Source organism: Nocardioides sp., assembly GCF_030019515.1.
Lineage (GTDB): Bacteria > Actinomycetota > Actinomycetes > Propionibacteriales > Nocardioidaceae > Nocardioides.
On the sequence record NZ_JASEEQ010000001.1, the window covers coordinates 1 to 15,554 of the forward strand.

A 15,554-nucleotide genomic window follows, 5' to 3' on the forward strand; every position below is an offset into this window, starting at 1 on the left:
AGCCTCGATCCACCGATGAGGTTGGTCGGATGAGCGCGTCGTGAAGTGAGAATGCCCTTACGTGCTGGGAAAATCTGTCTTCTCTAGGGACCGATTTCCACCATCACGAAGGGCATCTCGTAGATGCAACTTTGCCACACGTCTCGAGCGACCTCAGCGGTCTTCGACGATCCGAATCTCGTGTCGTCTGCCGGGTTGGTCCCGGTGCTCGCGCTGGCCCGCACGGCAGGTCTGCACGAACTGGCCCAGAGGCACCTGAGTGTGCCGAGCGACAAGGGCGCGAACGCCGGGCTGAAGGTCACCTCTTTGGTGGCCGGGATGACCGCGGGCGCGGACAGCATCGATGACATGGCGCTGCTTCGACACGGCGGGATGGGCAAGGTCTTCGCAGGCGCCTACGCGCCCTCGACGCTGGGTTCGTTCCTGCGGGCGTTCACCTTCGGCCACGTCCGCCAGCTCGACGCGGTCGCCGCCCGGTTCCTGACCGGCCTGGCTGCTCAGGCCCCGCTGGTCGTCTCTACTCCTGGCTCCGCTGAGCGGGTGATGCTCGACATCGACGACACCATCATCGAGGTCCACGGCTATGCCAAGCAGGGCTCGGGCTACGGCTACTCCGGCGTGCGTGGACTCAACGCTCTCCTCGCCACGGTGTCCACCAGCCAGTCGGCGCCGGTGGTCGTGGCCCAACGGCTCCGGAAGGGATCGTGTGGCTCTCCGCGGGGCGCGGCCCGGCTGATCGCCGACGCATTGAATACCGTCAAGTCGCTGTCCTCAGCTACGCCGTTGGTGCGTGCCGACTCCGCGTTCTACGGCCAGGCAGCCGTCCGCGCTGCGATCCGCGGTGGCGCCGATGTGTCGATCACCGTCCGGATGGATCCCAAGGTCAAGGCCGCGATCGCCACCATCGGTGACGATGCGTGGACTCCCATCGAGTACACCGACGCGGTCTTCGACGAGCAGACCCAGACCTGGGTCTCGCGCGCCGAGGTCGCCGAGATCGCGTTCACAGCGTTCACCTCGAAGAAGAAGACCGAGCAGGTCCCCGGGCGGCTCGTGGTGCGCCGGATCCCCGACCTCAACCCCAAGAGCAACCATGGCCAGGAGACGCTGTTCGACACCTGGCGCTTCCACGCGTTCTTCACCACCACCGACCCCGTTCTGGCCGACACCGTCGCTGCGGACAAGACCCATCGGGGTCACGCGATCATCGAGCAGGTCCACGCCGACCTCAAGCACGCAGCGCTCGCGCACCTGCCCTCGGGCAAGTTCACCGCCAACGCCGCCTGGCTCGTGCTCGCGGTGATGGCGTTCAACCTGACCCGAGCCGCCGCCACCGTCACCGGCCCAGGACTCGCCAAGGCCACCACCGCAACCATCCGCCGCAAGCTGATCGCCGTGCCTGCCCGGGTTGCGTCCTCGGCGCGACGAGTGACCCTGCATCTCCCGGCGCACTGGCCCTGGGAGAGCGCCTGGAGCGACCTGTTCAACCGGGCCTGCGGACCACCACCGGCACCGACGACCTGACCACCCCGCCGACACCGGCACGACGACCAACCTGGAACGACCTGGCAGCGAGGCCAGACGAACGGCCACGCCCCCACACCCAAGAACTCCTCGTCAGCGACCGCGAGCAGTCAGCCCCTGATCATCGGTGGATCGAGGCTTAGTGGGACGACGGGTGAGTGGAGCCGCCCGAGACTACGTACTCGGCTGCGGTGTGCAGTCCTGGCGGAAGCCCACGATGTTGCCGGCAAATTCGGATGTGGGACTAGACCGCGATCGTATGTGTTTTCCATTGAGATCCAAGTACGAACTGCTGGGATTCATGTGGCTGATGGATGACGGCAACGTCTCGAGCGGTGAGATGCGGCTTGCCGTAGAGACCGCGCAGCGAATCGAACAGTTGCTCATCTCGGATGCTCAATCCGAAGTTAGCACCGATGTCGAAGTCGAACCGCTGGTGCTTGCATTACTAGCGTCGGGGGTCGACGACCGGCGTCGAGCAGCCTCGGACCTTCGCGACATGGGGTTCTTCGCTCACGCAGCCGAGTTCAGTACCGTCGTGCTGCACGTCGAGCATGAGCAGCCACGTCGTCACGTGGACTCGACGACCAGCCTGGTCCGAAGAGCCTTGTCGGATGCGATGCGAGGCCGAACACGCGAGTCCTACGCCTACTCGGCGAAGGCGAACGAGTCCGTACTGGTGATCGGGCACCGAGTTCCGCCCGGCGAATCAGAAGTGATGGCCATCGCCACAGGGATTCACGCTGAGATTGCACGTTCCGACCCCGCCTTCGCGCGTCTCTGTGCTCTCGGCATCGGTTCCAATGTTGGAGACCTGACCGAAGTCTCCGACGCGTTTGACCAGGCACGCGTTGCGGCTCGCATGGCCCGAGACCTCAATCAGGAGGTCTCCTCCTGGAGGAACCTCCCGGGTCGGGGAGCCCTGGATGCCGAGCTTCTTCTCCTTGGCGCCGAAGGAGACGCCCTCGTCGGACTTCTCGACCACGAACGCCGAGATGCCCTTGGACCGCTTGTCGGGGTCGGTGACCGCCATGACGGTGTAGTACTCGGAGACCTCGGCGTTGGTGATCCACCGCTTGACGCCGTTGAGGACCCAGTGATCACCGTCGCGGACGGACTTGGTCTTCATGCTCACCGCGTCCCAGCCGGCGTCCGGCTCGGAGAGGCAGTAGGAGAAGCCGCCCTCACCGGCGGCGAGCTTGCCGAGGTACTTCTTCTTCAGGTCCTCGTCACCGGCGATCTGCACCGGGAGCGAGCCCAGCTTGTTGACCGCCGGGATCAGCGAGGACGACACGCACGCGCGGGCGACCTCCTCGATCACCAGCACGGTCGCGAGGGCGTCGGCACCGGCGCCGCCGTACTCCTCCGGCACGTGCGGGGCGTGGAAGTCGGCCGCCTCCTGGGGGTAGCGGGCGTTCTCGTCGACGTCGGCGGCGTACGGCGCGACCTTGGCGTCACACACCGCCCGCACCGCCTCGCGGATCGCCTGGTGTTCCTCCGAGAGGGCGTACATCGGGAAGTCGGAGCTCATCTGTGTCCTTCTAGTAGGTGTAGAAGCCGCGGCCGGACTTGCGACCGAGCAGGCCGGCGTCGACCATCCGGGCCAGCAGGGGTGGAGCAGCGTAGAGCGGTTCCTTGAACTCGCCGTACAGGGACTCGGCCACTGCCTTCGTGGTGTCCAGCCCGATCAGGTCCGCCAACGCGAGGGGGCCCTGGGGATGGGCCGCGCCGAGGACCAGGCCCCGGTCGATGTCCTCGGCGGTCGCAAAGCCGGACTCGAGCATCCGGATCGCGGAGAGCACGAAGGGGATGAGCAGAGCGTTCACCACGAATCCGGCACGGTCCTGACAATCGATCGCCTGCTTGGACAGGGACCCTTCGACAAACGTTCGTGCCCTGTCGGTCGTATCGGGAGAGGTGAGCAGGGAGGGAACCAGCTCCACCAGCTGAAGTACCGGCACCGGGTTGAAGAAGTGGATGCCGATGACCTTCTCCGGCCGGGATGTCACGACCCCGAGCTTCATGATCGGGAACGACGACGTGTTCGACGCCAAGATCGCCTCCGGGTCGGCCACGATGCGATCGAGCTCGGCGAAGAGAGAAGCTTTCGCGGACTCGTCCTCGACGATCGCCTCCACGACCAGCTGACGGTCTGACAGCTCCTCGAGATCAGCCACGACCCGGATCCGGGCGAGCGCCGCCTCAGCGGAGTCGATCCTCCCCTTCGCCGCGGCGCGCTCCAGAGACTTGCGGAGCCGATCCCGCCCGGCGGTGGCCGCTGCCTCGGTGGACTCAGCGACCACGACGTCCAGCCCCTCGCGCGCGCACACCTCCGCAATGCCCGCGCCCATCAGGCCGCAGCCGACGACTCCTACCTTCGTGACAGTCATGGGTTTCTCCTCGTGTCTTGATCGGCGCACATCTCGTGGGCCTTGATCAGTGATGGGCCGTACCAGGTGAGCAACCGGCCGCTGACGAGCCGGGTCGGGGTTCGGCTGAACGCCTCAGGTCCGTTGCCGCGGGTGAACTCGTAAGGCTCGTCGGGCAGCAGCACGAGGTCGGCCCCGGACTTGTCGATGTCGGCCACGTCGACGTGTGGGTAGCGGTCGGGGTGTTCGTCGTAGACGTTGCGCAGGCCGAGACGCCGTACGAGGTCGCCGGTGAAGGTGCGGCTCCCGACGACCATCCAGGGGTCGCGCCAGATCGGGATGGCGACGGTGTGTATGGGGTCGGGCAAGGGACCGCACCACAGGTCGCGGGCTTGGGCGAGCCAGTCGGGCCGCGGCCAGGTCAGTGCCTCGTCGAAGAGCCGCTCCAGCGATCCGATGGCCTGGGGCACGGTCTCGATGTCGGTGACCCACACGGGCACGCCGGAGGCGCGGAGACGGCGTACGTCGAGTTCGCGGTTCTCCTCCTTGTTGGCGACGACGAGGTCCGGCACGAGACGCACGATGGCGTCGCGGTCGGGGTTCTTGGTGCCTCGGACCCGGGCCACCTCGAGAGCTGGTGGGTGGGTGCACCACTCCGTTGCACCGACGACCGCCGCGGGGCGGACCGAGGCCAGGGCTTCGGTGATCGAGGGCACGAGTGAGACCACCCGTTGGGCGGGTCCGTCGCCCTGGTGGGGATGACCGAGGTCGTCGCGGGTCATACGTTGCGTCTGTACTGGCCGCCGACCTCGAAGAAGGCCTCGGTCACCTCGCCGAGCGAGCAGACCCGGGCGGCGTCCATGAGCACCGCGAACACGTTGTCGCCGGCGGTCGCGGCCTGCTTGAGCCGGGCGATCGCGGCGGCGCTTTCGTCGGTGTGCTCGGCCTGGAACCCGCGGACCCGGTCGAGCTGGGACTCCTTCTCCGCGTCGGTGGCCCGGGCGAGCTCGATATGTACGGGGGCGCCACCATCGGTGTCGGGCTTGCGGAACGTGTTGACGCCGATGATGGGCAGCGAGCCGTCGTGCTTGCGGTGCTCGTAGAGCATCGACTCATCCTGGATCCGGCCACGCTGGTAGCCGGTCTCCATGGCGCCGAGGACGCCACCGCGTTCGTTGATGGCGTCGAACTCGGCGAGCACGGCTGTCTCGACGAGGTCGGTGAGCTCGTCGATGATGAACGAGCCCTGGAGCGGGTTCTCGTTCATGGCCAGGCCCCACTCGCGGTTGATGATCATCTGGATCGCGAGCGCCCGGCGCACCGACTCCTCGCCGGGGGTGGTGACGGCCTCGTCGTAGGCGTTGGTGTGCAGCGAGTTGGCGTTGTCGTAGATCGCGATCAGCGCCTGCAGGGTGGTACGGATGTCGTTGAAGTCCATCTCCTGCGCGTGCAGGGACCGTCCGCTGGTCTGGACGTGGTACTTCAGCTTCTGGGAGCGCTCGCCGGCGCCGTACTTCTCCTTCATTGCCACCGCCCAGATCCGGCGCGCGACCCGGCCGATCACGGAGTACTCGGGGTCCATGCCGTTGGAGAAGAAGAAGGACAAGTTGGGGGCGAAGTCGTCGATGTCCATGCCGCGGGCGAGGTAGGCCTCGACGTAGGTGAACCCGTTGGCGAGGGTGAACGCGAGCTGGCTGATGGGGTTCGCCCCGGCCTCGGCGATGTGGTAGCCCGAGATGGACACCGAGTAGAAGTTGCGGACCTTCTGGGCGATGAACCACTCCTGGATGTCGGCCATCATCCGCAGCGAGAACTCGGTGGAGAACAGGCAGGTGTTCTGGCCCTGGTCCTCCTTGAGGATGTCGGCCTGCACCGTGCCGCGGACGTTGGCCAGGGCGTACGCCGCGAGCCCGGCGTGCTCGCTCGCGTTGGGGTCCCGGTCGTGCTCGGCACGGAACCTCTCCACCTGCTGGTCGATGACGGTGTTGAGGAAGAACGCCAGCACGGTCGGGGCCGGGCCGTTGATGGTCATCGACACGCTGGTGGTCGGGGAGACCAGGTCGAAGCCGTCGTAGAGCGCCTTCATGTCGTCAAGCGTCGCCACCGAGACGCCGGAGGTGCCGACCTTGCCGTAGACGTCGGGGCGGGGGTCGGGGTCGCGGCCGTAGAGGGTCACGGAGTCGAACGCGGTGGAGAGACGCTTGGCGTCGCCGTCGGCCGAGAGCAGCTTGAACCGGCGGTTGGTGCGGAACGGGTCGCCCTCGCCGGCGAACATCCGGGCGGGGTCCTCCCCGTCGCGCTTGAACGGGAACACCCCGGCGGTGAAGGGGAAGAAGCCCGGGAGGTTCTCGCGGCGCCAGAAGCGCACCAGCTCACCGTGATCGGTGAAGCGGGGGAGCGAGACGCGGGGGATCTTGTTGCCCGACAGGGACTCGCGGGTCAGCTCGGTGCGCAGCTCCCTGTCGCGGACCTTCACCACCAGCTCGTCGCCGGAGTAGGACTCCACGACTGCCGGCCACGCCCGGAGCTGGTCGGCGACCTCGCGGGGCAACTCCTTGCTCGCCCTATCCAGCAGCGCGGGTACGTCGCCGTGATCGCCGTCCGCGAGCTCCTCGCTGACGGCGCTGAGGCGCTGCACCCGGCGGGCCGCCTCGGCCAGCTCCTCGGTGCGGGCGTGGTAGCCGCGGACGGTCTCGGTGATCTCCGCGAGGTAGCGCACCCGGTCGCTGGGCACGACCTGGCGGATGCCGGAGGAGTGGCGGACGTCGACCACGGGCAGCGTGCCCTCGGTCGTCTCGAGGCCGGCTCCGGCCAGCAGCTCGCGCAGGTGCTGGTAGAGCGCGGTGACGCCGTCGTCGTTGAAGGTGGCCGCCGAGGTGCCGAAGACCGGCATGTCGATCGGCTGCTTGCCGAACGCCTGGCGGTTGCGGACCAGCTGACGGCCGACGTCGCGCAGCGCGTCCTTGGCGCCGCGGCGCTCGAACTTGTTGATCGCGACGATGTCGGCGAAGTCGAGCATGTCGATCTTCTCCAGCTGCGAGGCCGCGCCGAACTCGGGTGTCATCACGTACATCGAGGTGTCGACGAAGGGCACGATCGCTGCGTCTCCCTGGCCGATGCCGGGAGTCTCGACGATCACGAGGTCGAACCCGGCGGCCTTCACGACGTCGATCACGTCGGCGAGGTGCTCGGGCAGCTCGTGGGCCCCGCGGGTGGCGAGGCTGCGGAAGAAGACGCGGTCCCTGTCGAGGGAGTTCATCCGGATCCGGTCACCCAATAGCGCTCCGCCGCCCTTGCGGCGGGTCGGGTCGACCGCGATGACCGCGATCCGGAGCTTGTCCTGCTGGTCGACCCGGAACCGGCGGACCAGCTCGTCGGTGAGGCTCGACTTGCCGGACCCGCCGGTGCCGGTGATCCCCAGCACCGGGGTGGCCCGGCCGACGTTCGCGGCGCGTAGCGAGTCGAGCACCTCGGCCGGGAGCTGACCCTGTTCGGCGGCGGTGATCGCGCGGGTGATCGCGAACCGGTCGCCGCTGATCACCTGGTCGGCGGCGACCTGTCGGGTGGACCAGAGGTCGAAGTCGCAGTCCTTCACGACAGAGTTGATCATCCCGACCAGACCCATCCGCTGCCCGTCCTCGGGCGAGAAGATGGTGACCCCCGAGGCTCGGAGTCGGTCGATCTCGTCGCGCACGATCACACCACCACCGCCGCCGACCACCTTCACGTGGTCCGCGCCCGCGGCGCGCAGCGACTCCACGAGGTACTCGAAGTACTCGATGTGACCGCCCTGGTAGGAGGAGACCGCGACGCCCTGCGCGTCCTCCTCGAGCGCCGCGTCCACGACCTCCTGGACCGACCGGTTGTGCCCCAGGTGGACGACCTCGCAGCCCTGGGACTGGAAGATCCGCCGCATGATGTTGATCGAGGCGTCGTGGCCGTCGAACAGGCTCGAGGCGGTGACGAGGCGGACCGGGTGGACGGGGGTGTGGAGGTCAGGCATGGAACCCTCAGATCGAGATGGTTGGACGTCCTAGCATTCTAGATACTAGGACGTCCAACTAAATGAGGAAAGTCCTACGCTTCGGTAACCACGTCGCCGGCCGCCACCCGCAGCCGCGCCAGCAGGCCGGTGAGCTCGACCGTCTCGGCCTGCGCGAGTCCGGGGCTGTCGAACACGTCCCTGTTCAAGCCCTCGGTGGCGAGCTGCGCGACGTCGTGACCGCGGCTGGTGATCGAGGCGAGCACGACCCGCCGGTCCGTCTCGGGTCGGGAGCGTTGGACGAAGCCCTGGCGCTCCAGCCGCGCGACCGCGCTGGTCACGCTGGTGGGATGCACCTGGAGCAGCGAGCCCAGGCGAGTCATCGGCATGGCCCCAGCCGACGAGAACGACAGGAGCATGAGGACCTCGTACCTAGCGAAGGACAGGTCCAGTGGCCGCAGGACAGCGTTGATCCGCTCCATGAGCAGCTGCTGGACGCGGAAGATCGAGGTCACCATCGCCATCCCGTCGGCGGCGTCACTCCAGCCGTGTTTGGCCCATTGACTCCGGGCCTCACGGATCGGGTCGCGCTCTCGATCGCTCATGGGGACAGCGTAGTGAAACTTACTTGGACATCCTAGTATCGAGGCCATCAGTGATGAGCGGATCGTTGTTCGTGGACGGGGCGCGGACCCCGGTGGGCAGCTTCGGGGGAGTCTTCAAGGACCTGCCGGGCCATGCGCGATCGCCGCGCGCGCCGCGCTGGAGCGGTCCGGCGTCGCGGCGGCAAACATAGAAAAGTCGTGATGGGCTGTATCGGCCAGGTGGGCCGACGCCTACAACGCCCGCCGGGTCGCGATCGGGGCCGGGTCATGGACACGCCGCTGGCCGAGTCCGGGATCGTCGGCACCGCAATCGGGCTGGCGCTGCGCGGTTACCGTCCCGTCTGCGGGATTCAGTTCGATGGATTCGTCTATCCGGCCTTCGACCAGGTCGTTAGCCAGCTCGCCAAGATGCGAGATGAAGCGCCTCGTCGAGATTGCTCGTGCGGGCAAGACCCAGCCCGAGAACGTGGTTTCGGGGGACGATCACGATCACCGACATCGGGGCCTGGGGGGTCGACGCGGGCACCCCAAATCCTGACCCCCGGCGAATCGGCGATCCTGGCCTTCGGAGCCGTGAGGGACCTGCCGTGGGTCGCCAACGGCGACGTGGTGCCTCGGAAGGTGGCGCACCTCGCGATGTCATTCGACCACCGACTTGTGGACGGCGAGCTCGGATCACGGGTCCTGGCCGAGGTCGGACGTCTGCTGAACGATCCGGCAGACGCCTTCCTGCGCTAGGAGAGCATGGTTCGACCGGGCGCGAGTTGGGGCCGGAGGAGTGCGTCGGCCCCGGCGAAACGGAGCCGCCGCGAGCTGAGCGCCTCGATCTCGAGCAACCTGTTCCACTTGGCGGTTCGCTCGGACCTCATGGTCGAGCCAACCTTGATCTGCCCGGCGCCCCAACCGACGGCCAGATCGGCCAGCCAGGTGTCCTCGGTGTCGCCGGAGCGTGCGCTGACCACGGTGGCGTACCCGTGGCTCTGGGCGAGCCGCAACACGTCCCGGGCCCGAGACACGGTCCCTGCCTGGTTGACCTTCACCAGGACGGCGTTGGCGACGCCGGCCGCGACGCCGCGTGCGAGGCGTTGCGCGTTGGTGGCGAACAGGTCGTCACCGAGGAGTTGTCGGTCGCGGCCGATGCGCGCCGTGGCCTCGCCCCAGCTCGTCCAGTCGTCGTCCGTGAACGGGTCCTCGACCGAGATGATGGGAAAGGCGTTGCACCACTCCTCGAGGGTGTCCAGCCACTGCGAGGGGTCGAGGGTGCGGTCCTCGACGGCGAGTCGGTACCCGTCGCCGTCCCAGAGCTGGTTGGCGGCCACGTCGACAGCCAGGGCCGCGTCGACGCCCGGAGTCAGCCCGGCGGCGGCTATCCCATCAGTGACGATCTCTAGGCCTTCCCGGTTGGTCGTCAGGTTCGCGGCCAACCCGCCCTCGTCCGCCACGAGCGTGACGCCATGGCCACGACGGTCCATGAGTTGGGCGGTGGCACGCCGTACCCGGTCGGCCCATTCGATCGCCTCGGCGAAGCTCTCGGCGCCCAACGGCACGACCAGGACGTCCTGGATGTCGATGGTGCGTCCGGCGTGCGCGCCTCCGGAGAAGATGTTGACCATCGGCGTCGGCAGCAGGGCTTCCGCGTCGCCGGCAAGGTGCCGCCAGAGCTGGCCATCCCCGTGTGCGCCGCCAGCGACGGCAACGGCCAGCGATACGGCGAGCACGGCGTTCGCGCCGAGGTTGGACAGCTCCGGGGTGCCATCGGCTGCTTCCATGGCCCGGTCGACCTCGTGCTGGTCTTCGGCGTCCATCCCGACCACCGCATGTGCCAGGGTCTCGTTCACCGACCGGACCGCGCGGCGGGTCCCGTAGCCGTCGTAGCGGTCATCATGGTCGCGCAGCTCGTGCGCTTCGTACTGTCCCGTCGACGCGCCGGAGGGAACGATCGCCCTCCCGTGCTGGCCGCTCGCGAGCCGGACGACGCAACCGACGGTGGGGCGTCCTCGTGAGTCGAGTGCCTCGAAGGCCCGGACAGAGCGGATCTCGCAGGTCATGGGCGGGTCTTCCTTCGCAGAGCGGACAGCGAGCTCAGGGAATCTCCCTGTCCCCGGAGGAGCGCGGTGCCAAGCGACTCGGCGTGTCCGCGCTCGGCGTCACTGAGGTACTCCGCGGGCGACTTGCCGTGCACACGCGCGAGCAACAGGGCACCGACATGACGCAGCAACCACGCACAGTCGGGGTGCAGGTCGTCAGGAACGGCGCCCACGTAGGCGTCCAGGAAGGCACCGCTGAGGGCGTCGATCCGTTCGGCTTCGGCCGCGAGGTGGATGGCCTTCAGGGTCAGGTGGGAGAGGAGGAAGGCGAGGTCGAACTCGGGATCACCGAGGTGCGCGACCTCGAAGTCGATCACCAGGATGCTGGTGGCATCGGGACTGACGAGCACGTTCTTGGGTGAGAAGTCCCCGTGGACCAAGCAACGTCGCCGTGAGCTCAACCGCGAGATCACCCGCTCGACCTCGGGACCGATGCTGGGCATCACCGAAGCGAGGGTCCGAAAGTACGGGTCGATGCGCAACGCCTCGAACGCGGTCGGGTCTGACATGCGGGAGGTGATGCCCTCACCGCTTGTCGTCCCCGCGTGCCAGGCGCCAAGGGTGCGACCCAGCTCGAGTCCCACGCCAGCCTCGACCGAGCCGCTCATCAGCGCGGTCTTCCAGTCCGTCCAGTCGTCCGGCGCTCGCTCGATGCACAGGACAAATCGGTCGGGGTCGACGTCCAGGACTCGCGGCGCCCTCGCTGGCGTCATGCTGGCGCACAGCGTGAGGGCCTCCGCCTCGGTGAGGATCCGGTCCTGCGGCGCCGACCAGGAGGCCTCAACACGGAGTCGAGGAAGCGACTGCTTCACGACCAGCGGGGAGGGCCCATCGATGGCGAGGACGACGTTGCTGACCCCGCCGCCGAGCTGCCGGGCTGTGGCGTCGGGGCTGTAGACGCGGTTGCGTTCACGCAGGTAGGGCACGACGGTGTCGATTTCCAGGAGGACGGGCTCGGCGATCATCCGAGGCCCGTCAGTACGTCGCACGTCCACCGGAGAGGTCGAAGGTGAAACCAGTGGTGAAGCTGCACGCGGGTGAGATCATCCATGCCAGCATGGTCGCCACCTCTTCCAGCGTCCCCGTCCGTCCCATCGGGATCCGCGACGTCATGTAGTCGACCACCTGCTGCGGCTGGGTGTCGAGGAACGGTGTCCGGATCACTGCGGGCGCCAGCGCGTTGACGGTGATGCCATCCTGGGCGTACTCCTTCGCCTGACCCTTGACCATCCCGATCAGGCCCGCCTTGGTGCTCGAGTACCCCACCATGTTCGGATTGCCCTCCTTGCCCGCGATCGACGACACCATGGCGATGCGGCCGTACTGGTGCTCGAGCATGTGCGGAAGCACGGCGCGGGACAGCAGGAACGCACCCCGAAGGTTGACCGCGTAGGTCTTGTCCAACTCCTCTGGAGCGACCTCATGGCTGCGCTTGCCCAGCGGGCCGGAGATCCCGGCGCAGTTCACGAGGGCGTGGATCCGGCCCCATCGGTTGAGCGCGTGCTCGACGAGAGCGGTTGTCGACTCCTCGTTCGTGACGTCGGTCTGGACCGCGGACATGGTCTCGGCCGCGTGCGTGGCGGTCAGCTGCGCAGCGTCCGCGTCGACGTCCGCGCAGACGACGTGAGCGCCCAGCGCGGCGAAGTACTTGGCGGCGGCCTGTCCGATGCCCGACGCCGCTCCGACCACGATCACGGTGTGTCCGACTATTGAGCACGGGTCGCCGTTCATCGGTCCCCCCTGTGTGCTGGCTCGAACCGGTGACGCTGCTGTCCGAGACCGGCGATCGAGAGCTCCACCACGTCGCCGTCCCGGAGAAACCGTGGAGGGTCGAACCCTGCGCCGACACCGGCAGGGGTCCCCGTGTTGATGATGTCGCCGGGGAGCAACGTCATGAACTGGCTGATGTACCAGACCAGATGGCGGACCGGGAAGATCATGTCGCTCGTGTTCGACTGCTGGCGGACCTCACCGTTGACCGACAGTGCGAGGTCCAGCGCCTGCGGATCGGCAACCTCGTCGGAGGTCACGAACCAAGGACCGAGAGGGTTGAATCCTTCGCAGTTCTTGCCCTTGTCCCACTGCCCGCCGCGCTCGAGCTGGAAGGCGCGCTCCGAGACGTCATCGCTGATGGTGTAGCCCGCGACATAGCTGAGCGCGTCGTCGTCGGGGTCGAGGTAGCGAGCCACCTTGCCGATGACGACGGCGAGCTCGACCTCGTAGTCGGTCTTGAGGCTGCCCGGCGGGATCGGGACGGCGTCGTCCGGTCCTTCGAGCGTGTACGGCGCCTTCATGAACAGGATCGGCTCCTCCGGGATGGGCAACCCGGCTTCTGCGGCATGCAGCCGGTAGTTCAGGCCCACGCAGATGATCTTCCCGGGGCCGGCGATCGGCGGCCCGAACCGGATGGCAGCGCCGTCCAGGTTCGGGGGCGCGCCGCCGTCCCCGTTCACGACGGAGCGGAGGGAGTCGAGTCCGTCGGTGATGGTGCCGGGTCCGATCTCGGCGACGATGTCGCTCACGTCCAGCAGCCTCCCGTCGGGATGCAGCAGCGCTGGGCGCTCCTGTCCCCGAGCGCCTACACGGGCAAGTCTCATCTGCTTGTGTTCCCTTTCTCATGAGCTGCTGACCGCCCGGACGTAGGCGGCGAGGAGAGGCTGGTCGGGCCCCTGGAAGAAGCTGAGGTCCGCGAAGATGCCAGGCATCCGGGTTGGAGTGGACGGTGAAGGCTCGAGGTGGACCGTGGTGCGGGCGATGAGTAGGGGTTGGTCACATACGGGCTTCGCCGGGTCGCGGTACGCCATCAGGACCAAGACGGGCAGCGGCGAGCAGCGTCCTGCGCACCGCCACGGGCGCGATCAGCTGACGGTACGAGGCAGTGGCCTCGTCATCCTCCAGGAACGACTTGCCGGTGATCTTGACGTACTCCAGAACCTCTCGAATCGTCTCTTCCGACGGGTCGGCCCCCAGCAGGGCCGATTCGATCGCGGGCAGTCGCGTTGGGCGCTCGAAGAGCGAGCCGACCGCGACGCGAGCCTCCTGGATCTCCCCCTTTTCGAGGCGCAGGACCGTTGAGACCGTGGCGATGGAGAAGTCCATGCCTCGGCGACTGAGCTTGAGGGTCGCGCCGGTCCAGCCCTGGCCGGACGGCAAGTCGTGGGTGACCCGCGCAATCAGGTCCTCGGTCTTGAAGCCCGACTCCACGACCTGACCGATGGGGAGTGTCCGGCCGTCACTGAAGTGCACCGTGGCGTCGAGCGCGAGCAGTGCCGGGACGAGGTCGGCCTGCGGGAAGCCGGAGGCAAGGTTGCCACCGACCGTGGCGAGTGAACGCACACTCGGCCCGGCGGTGACCGACGCAGCCATGGTCAGCGCTCGCTGCGCGCCCAGCATCGGGCCACGCTCCACGCGTCGCAAGGTCGCCAGTGCGCCCACGGAGCCGTCACGGACCTCGTCGTGATCCGTGATGCGGTGCAGGCTGATGAGGTGCTCCGGCATCGGTTCTCCGAGCGCCGCTCTCCACATCAGGTAGGTGGCGCCACCAGCCACGGTGGCATCCGAGGAGTGCTCGGACATGAGGGCGCTCGCCGCGCTCCATGAGGTCGGGGCGTGGAACGACTGCCCGACTCGGCCGGCGTGTGTCTGGATCGTGAACAAACTGACTCCTGAGGCGCTTGAGGTGACTTCGGCTGACGAGAGGAAAGGGGATCAGAAACGGTTGAGGCGCCAACCGCCGTCGACCGGGATCACCGCGCCGTTGAGCATGTCGAACGGTGGCGTGCACAGCGATGCCACGATCTCGGCGACCTCCGCACGGGTCACCAGGCGGCCGGAAGGGGTGCGGGCCACGGCACGTTCCACGAAGGTCGGGTCGATGTCCTCGATGTCTTCGGCGCTCTCCGCGATTTGCCCCGGTGCGACGGCGTTGACGTTGATCTCGGGCCCCAGCTCAAGGGCGAGTGACTCCGTGAGCGTGCCCAGGGCCGTCTTTGCCAGGCCGTAGACCGAGTGGTTGCGCAGGTAGGCCGATCCGGCCGACAGGTTGACGATGCGACCCCAGCCCGCCTCGCGCATCCCGGGCACGACGCGCTGCACCGCACGGAGGGCAACGGTGAAGTTTCCGTCCATCACCGTTCCCAGCTCGGCGGCGGGAATGAGGTGCAAGGGCGTCATCGAGAACGGACCGTGATTGTTCACCAGAAGCTCCAAGGGCCCCCTCACCGCCTCGTGGGCGGCATCGACCATCGCGTCCACGCCGTCGGGGGAGGACAGGTCCGCGCCCACGGCGTGGTGGTCGCGCCCCGTCTCCTCGCGCAGCTCCTCGATGAGTGCCTCGGCGAGCCCCGGCGAGGCGTGATAGGTGACCACCAAGATTGCTCCCCGTCGGGCGAGCGAGCGGGCGATCTGCGCACCCAGGTTGCGCGACGAGCCGGTCACGAGGGCGCGGCGGCCTTCCAGCGGCAGCGTGCTGCTCATGAGCGCGTACGGCACAGGCTCGGGTGGGCCGTGACGTCGACGTACGTGCGCCCCTCCACCACCTTGCCGCCCGAGAGCTCGACCACCGTGGTCAGGGGTATCGACGGCGTGCCGTCGTCGGCGGCAGCCGAGAGCATCTCGACCACGCCGCGGGTGCCCTGGTCATTCACGATCAACGCGGTGATCTCGACCGGCGGTACGACGTCCTGCAGCAGTGCGTCGAGATGAATACTCAGCTCATCTGCTCCCTCGAGGTGCTCCGAGGCGAGCGGTGTCCACCAGCGCACGGCCGGACGACAGACGTCGGCCACCGCGGGGCGGCTGCCGGCGAGCCAGCCGGACACGAAGCGTTGCAGGCAGCGGCGCGCCTCGGCGTGTGCGTCGTCCATGGAACTCCTCTTCAGCAGTCGGGGGCGAAGATCGGCCGCCGAGTTGCCGCAAAGGCTTGCACACTCGGACCACCCGCGGCTAGTGTTTCGCAACGTTATTGCACAGAGCGCAACGACCGATG

Annotated in this window: 13 protein-coding genes and 3 pseudogenes; 4 read left to right on the forward strand and 12 right to left on the reverse strand. The window is 67.8% G+C overall.

Annotated elements, in window-relative coordinates; translation table 11 throughout:
• The first annotated feature begins 123 nt into the window (after positions 1–123).
• Both QMC84_RS00005 and QMC84_RS22400 read left to right on the forward strand, forming a co-directional pair.
• A complete protein-coding gene (locus QMC84_RS00005; RefSeq protein WP_300370149.1) occupies positions 124–1,524 on the forward strand; it encodes an IS1380 family transposase in 1,401 nt (466 codons plus the stop codon).
• A 499-nt stretch (positions 1,525–2,023) separates the two neighbouring features.
• Positions 2,024–2,329 (forward strand): annotated as a pseudogene (locus tag QMC84_RS22400) (hypothetical protein); the annotation flags it as partial.
• Positions 2,330–2,428: 99 nt separating this feature from the next.
• Here the strand turns inward: QMC84_RS22400 and QMC84_RS00010 are convergent.
• From QMC84_RS00010 to QMC84_RS00030, 5 genes and pseudogenes are all read right to left on the reverse strand, one after another.
• Positions 2,429–3,055: pseudogene (locus QMC84_RS00010) on the reverse strand (acyl-CoA dehydrogenase family protein); the annotation flags it as partial.
• A gap of 10 nt (positions 3,056–3,065) precedes the next feature.
• A complete protein-coding gene (locus tag QMC84_RS00015) occupies positions 3,066–3,914 on the reverse strand; it encodes a 3-hydroxybutyryl-CoA dehydrogenase (protein ID WP_300370152.1) in 849 nt (282 codons plus the stop codon).
• Complete coding sequence (locus QMC84_RS00020; RefSeq protein WP_300370155.1) at positions 3,911–4,675, reverse strand: helical backbone metal receptor; 765 nt, start codon at positions 4,673–4,675, stop codon at positions 3,911–3,913. The genes QMC84_RS00015 and QMC84_RS00020 overlap by 4 nt, the downstream gene beginning before the upstream one ends.
• The gene (gene icmF / locus QMC84_RS00025; protein WP_300370158.1) at positions 4,672–7,896 is read right to left on the reverse strand and encodes a fused isobutyryl-CoA mutase/GTPase IcmF; all 3,225 of its coding nucleotides are present in this window, start codon (positions 7,894–7,896) and stop codon (positions 4,672–4,674) included. The genes QMC84_RS00020 and icmF overlap by 4 nt, the downstream gene beginning before the upstream one ends.
• A gap of 74 nt (positions 7,897–7,970) precedes the next feature.
• The gene (locus tag QMC84_RS00030; protein WP_300370161.1) at positions 7,971–8,480 is read right to left on the reverse strand and encodes a MarR family transcriptional regulator; all 510 of its coding nucleotides are present in this window, start codon (positions 8,478–8,480) and stop codon (positions 7,971–7,973) included.
• A 270-nt stretch (positions 8,481–8,750) separates the two neighbouring features.
• On the opposite strand from QMC84_RS00030, the pseudogene QMC84_RS00035 reads away from it, so the two are divergent.
• Together QMC84_RS00035 and QMC84_RS00040 are read left to right on the forward strand one after the other, a co-directional pair.
• Positions 8,751–8,894 (forward strand): annotated as a pseudogene (locus QMC84_RS00035) (alpha-ketoacid dehydrogenase subunit beta); the annotation flags it as partial.
• Complete coding sequence (locus QMC84_RS00040; protein WP_300371401.1) at positions 8,889–9,218, forward strand: 2-oxo acid dehydrogenase subunit E2; 330 nt, start codon at positions 8,889–8,891, stop codon at positions 9,216–9,218. The pseudogene QMC84_RS00035 and the gene QMC84_RS00040, both read left to right, overlap by 6 nt.
• Here the strand turns inward: QMC84_RS00040 and eno are convergent.
• The 7 genes from eno to QMC84_RS00075 all read right to left on the reverse strand — a co-directional run bounded on the left by eno (position 9,215) and on the right by QMC84_RS00075 (position 15,432).
• Positions 9,215–10,528, reverse strand: a complete 1,314-nt coding sequence (gene eno / locus QMC84_RS00045) for a phosphopyruvate hydratase (RefSeq protein ID WP_300370164.1) — start codon at positions 10,526–10,528, stop codon at positions 9,215–9,217. The two genes, QMC84_RS00040 and eno, sit on opposite strands and share 4 nt — an antisense overlap.
• Entirely contained in the window at positions 10,525–11,532 is a 1,008-nt protein-coding gene (locus QMC84_RS00050) for a phosphotransferase (protein WP_300370167.1), read from the reverse strand. Before QMC84_RS00050 ends, eno begins: the two co-directional genes overlap by 4 nt.
• Positions 11,533–11,542: 10 nt before the next feature.
• Positions 11,543–12,298 carry an SDR family NAD(P)-dependent oxidoreductase gene (locus QMC84_RS00055; RefSeq protein WP_300370170.1) on the reverse strand — a complete coding sequence of 252 codons (756 nt, stop codon included), beginning with the start codon at positions 12,296–12,298 and terminating at the stop codon, positions 11,543–11,545.
• A complete protein-coding gene (locus tag QMC84_RS00060) occupies positions 12,295–13,089 on the reverse strand; it encodes a fumarylacetoacetate hydrolase family protein (RefSeq protein WP_300370172.1) in 795 nt (264 codons plus the stop codon). Before QMC84_RS00060 ends, QMC84_RS00055 begins: the two co-directional genes overlap by 4 nt.
• Before the next feature lie 247 nt (positions 13,090–13,336).
• A complete protein-coding gene (locus QMC84_RS00065) occupies positions 13,337–14,224 on the reverse strand; it encodes an FAD binding domain-containing protein (protein WP_300370175.1) in 888 nt (295 codons plus the stop codon).
• A 51-nt stretch (positions 14,225–14,275) separates the two neighbouring features.
• Positions 14,276–15,043, reverse strand: a complete 768-nt coding sequence (locus QMC84_RS00070; RefSeq protein WP_300370178.1) for an SDR family oxidoreductase — start codon at positions 15,041–15,043, stop codon at positions 14,276–14,278.
• Positions 15,040–15,432, reverse strand: coding sequence for a nuclear transport factor 2 family protein (locus QMC84_RS00075; protein ID WP_300370181.1), 393 nt, complete (start codon positions 15,430–15,432; stop codon positions 15,040–15,042). Before QMC84_RS00075 ends, QMC84_RS00070 begins: the two co-directional genes overlap by 4 nt.
• Positions 15,433–15,554: the final 122 nt, after the last annotated feature.

Coding starts and splice junctions, on each gene's coding strand:
- eno (WP_300370164.1), bottom strand. CDS start 10,528: ATGACCTGCGAGATCCGCTCTGTCCGGGCCTTCGAGGCACTCGACTCA.
- QMC84_RS00075 (WP_300370181.1), bottom strand. CDS start 15,432: ATGGACGACGCACACGCCGAGGCGCGCCGCTGCCTGCAACGCTTCGTG.
- QMC84_RS00015 (WP_300370152.1), bottom strand. CDS start 3,914: ATGACTGTCACGAAGGTAGGAGTCGTCGGCTGCGGCCTGATGGGCGCG.
- QMC84_RS00040 (WP_300371401.1), top strand. CDS start 8,889: ATGCGAGATGAAGCGCCTCGTCGAGATTGCTCGTGCGGGCAAGACCCA.
- icmF (WP_300370158.1), bottom strand. CDS start 7,896: ATGCCTGACCTCCACACCCCCGTCCACCCGGTCCGCCTCGTCACCGCC.
- QMC84_RS00070 (WP_300370178.1), bottom strand. CDS start 15,043: ATGAGCAGCACGCTGCCGCTGGAAGGCCGCCGCGCCCTCGTGACCGGC.
- QMC84_RS00030 (WP_300370161.1), bottom strand. CDS start 8,480: ATGAGCGATCGAGAGCGCGACCCGATCCGTGAGGCCCGGAGTCAATGG.
- QMC84_RS00055 (WP_300370170.1), bottom strand. CDS start 12,298: ATGAACGGCGACCCGTGCTCAATAGTCGGACACACCGTGATCGTGGTC.
- QMC84_RS00005 (WP_300370149.1), top strand. CDS start 124: ATGCAACTTTGCCACACGTCTCGAGCGACCTCAGCGGTCTTCGACGAT.
- QMC84_RS00020 (WP_300370155.1), bottom strand. CDS start 4,675: ATGACCCGCGACGACCTCGGTCATCCCCACCAGGGCGACGGACCCGCC.
- QMC84_RS00050 (WP_300370167.1), bottom strand. CDS start 11,532: ATGATCGCCGAGCCCGTCCTCCTGGAAATCGACACCGTCGTGCCCTAC.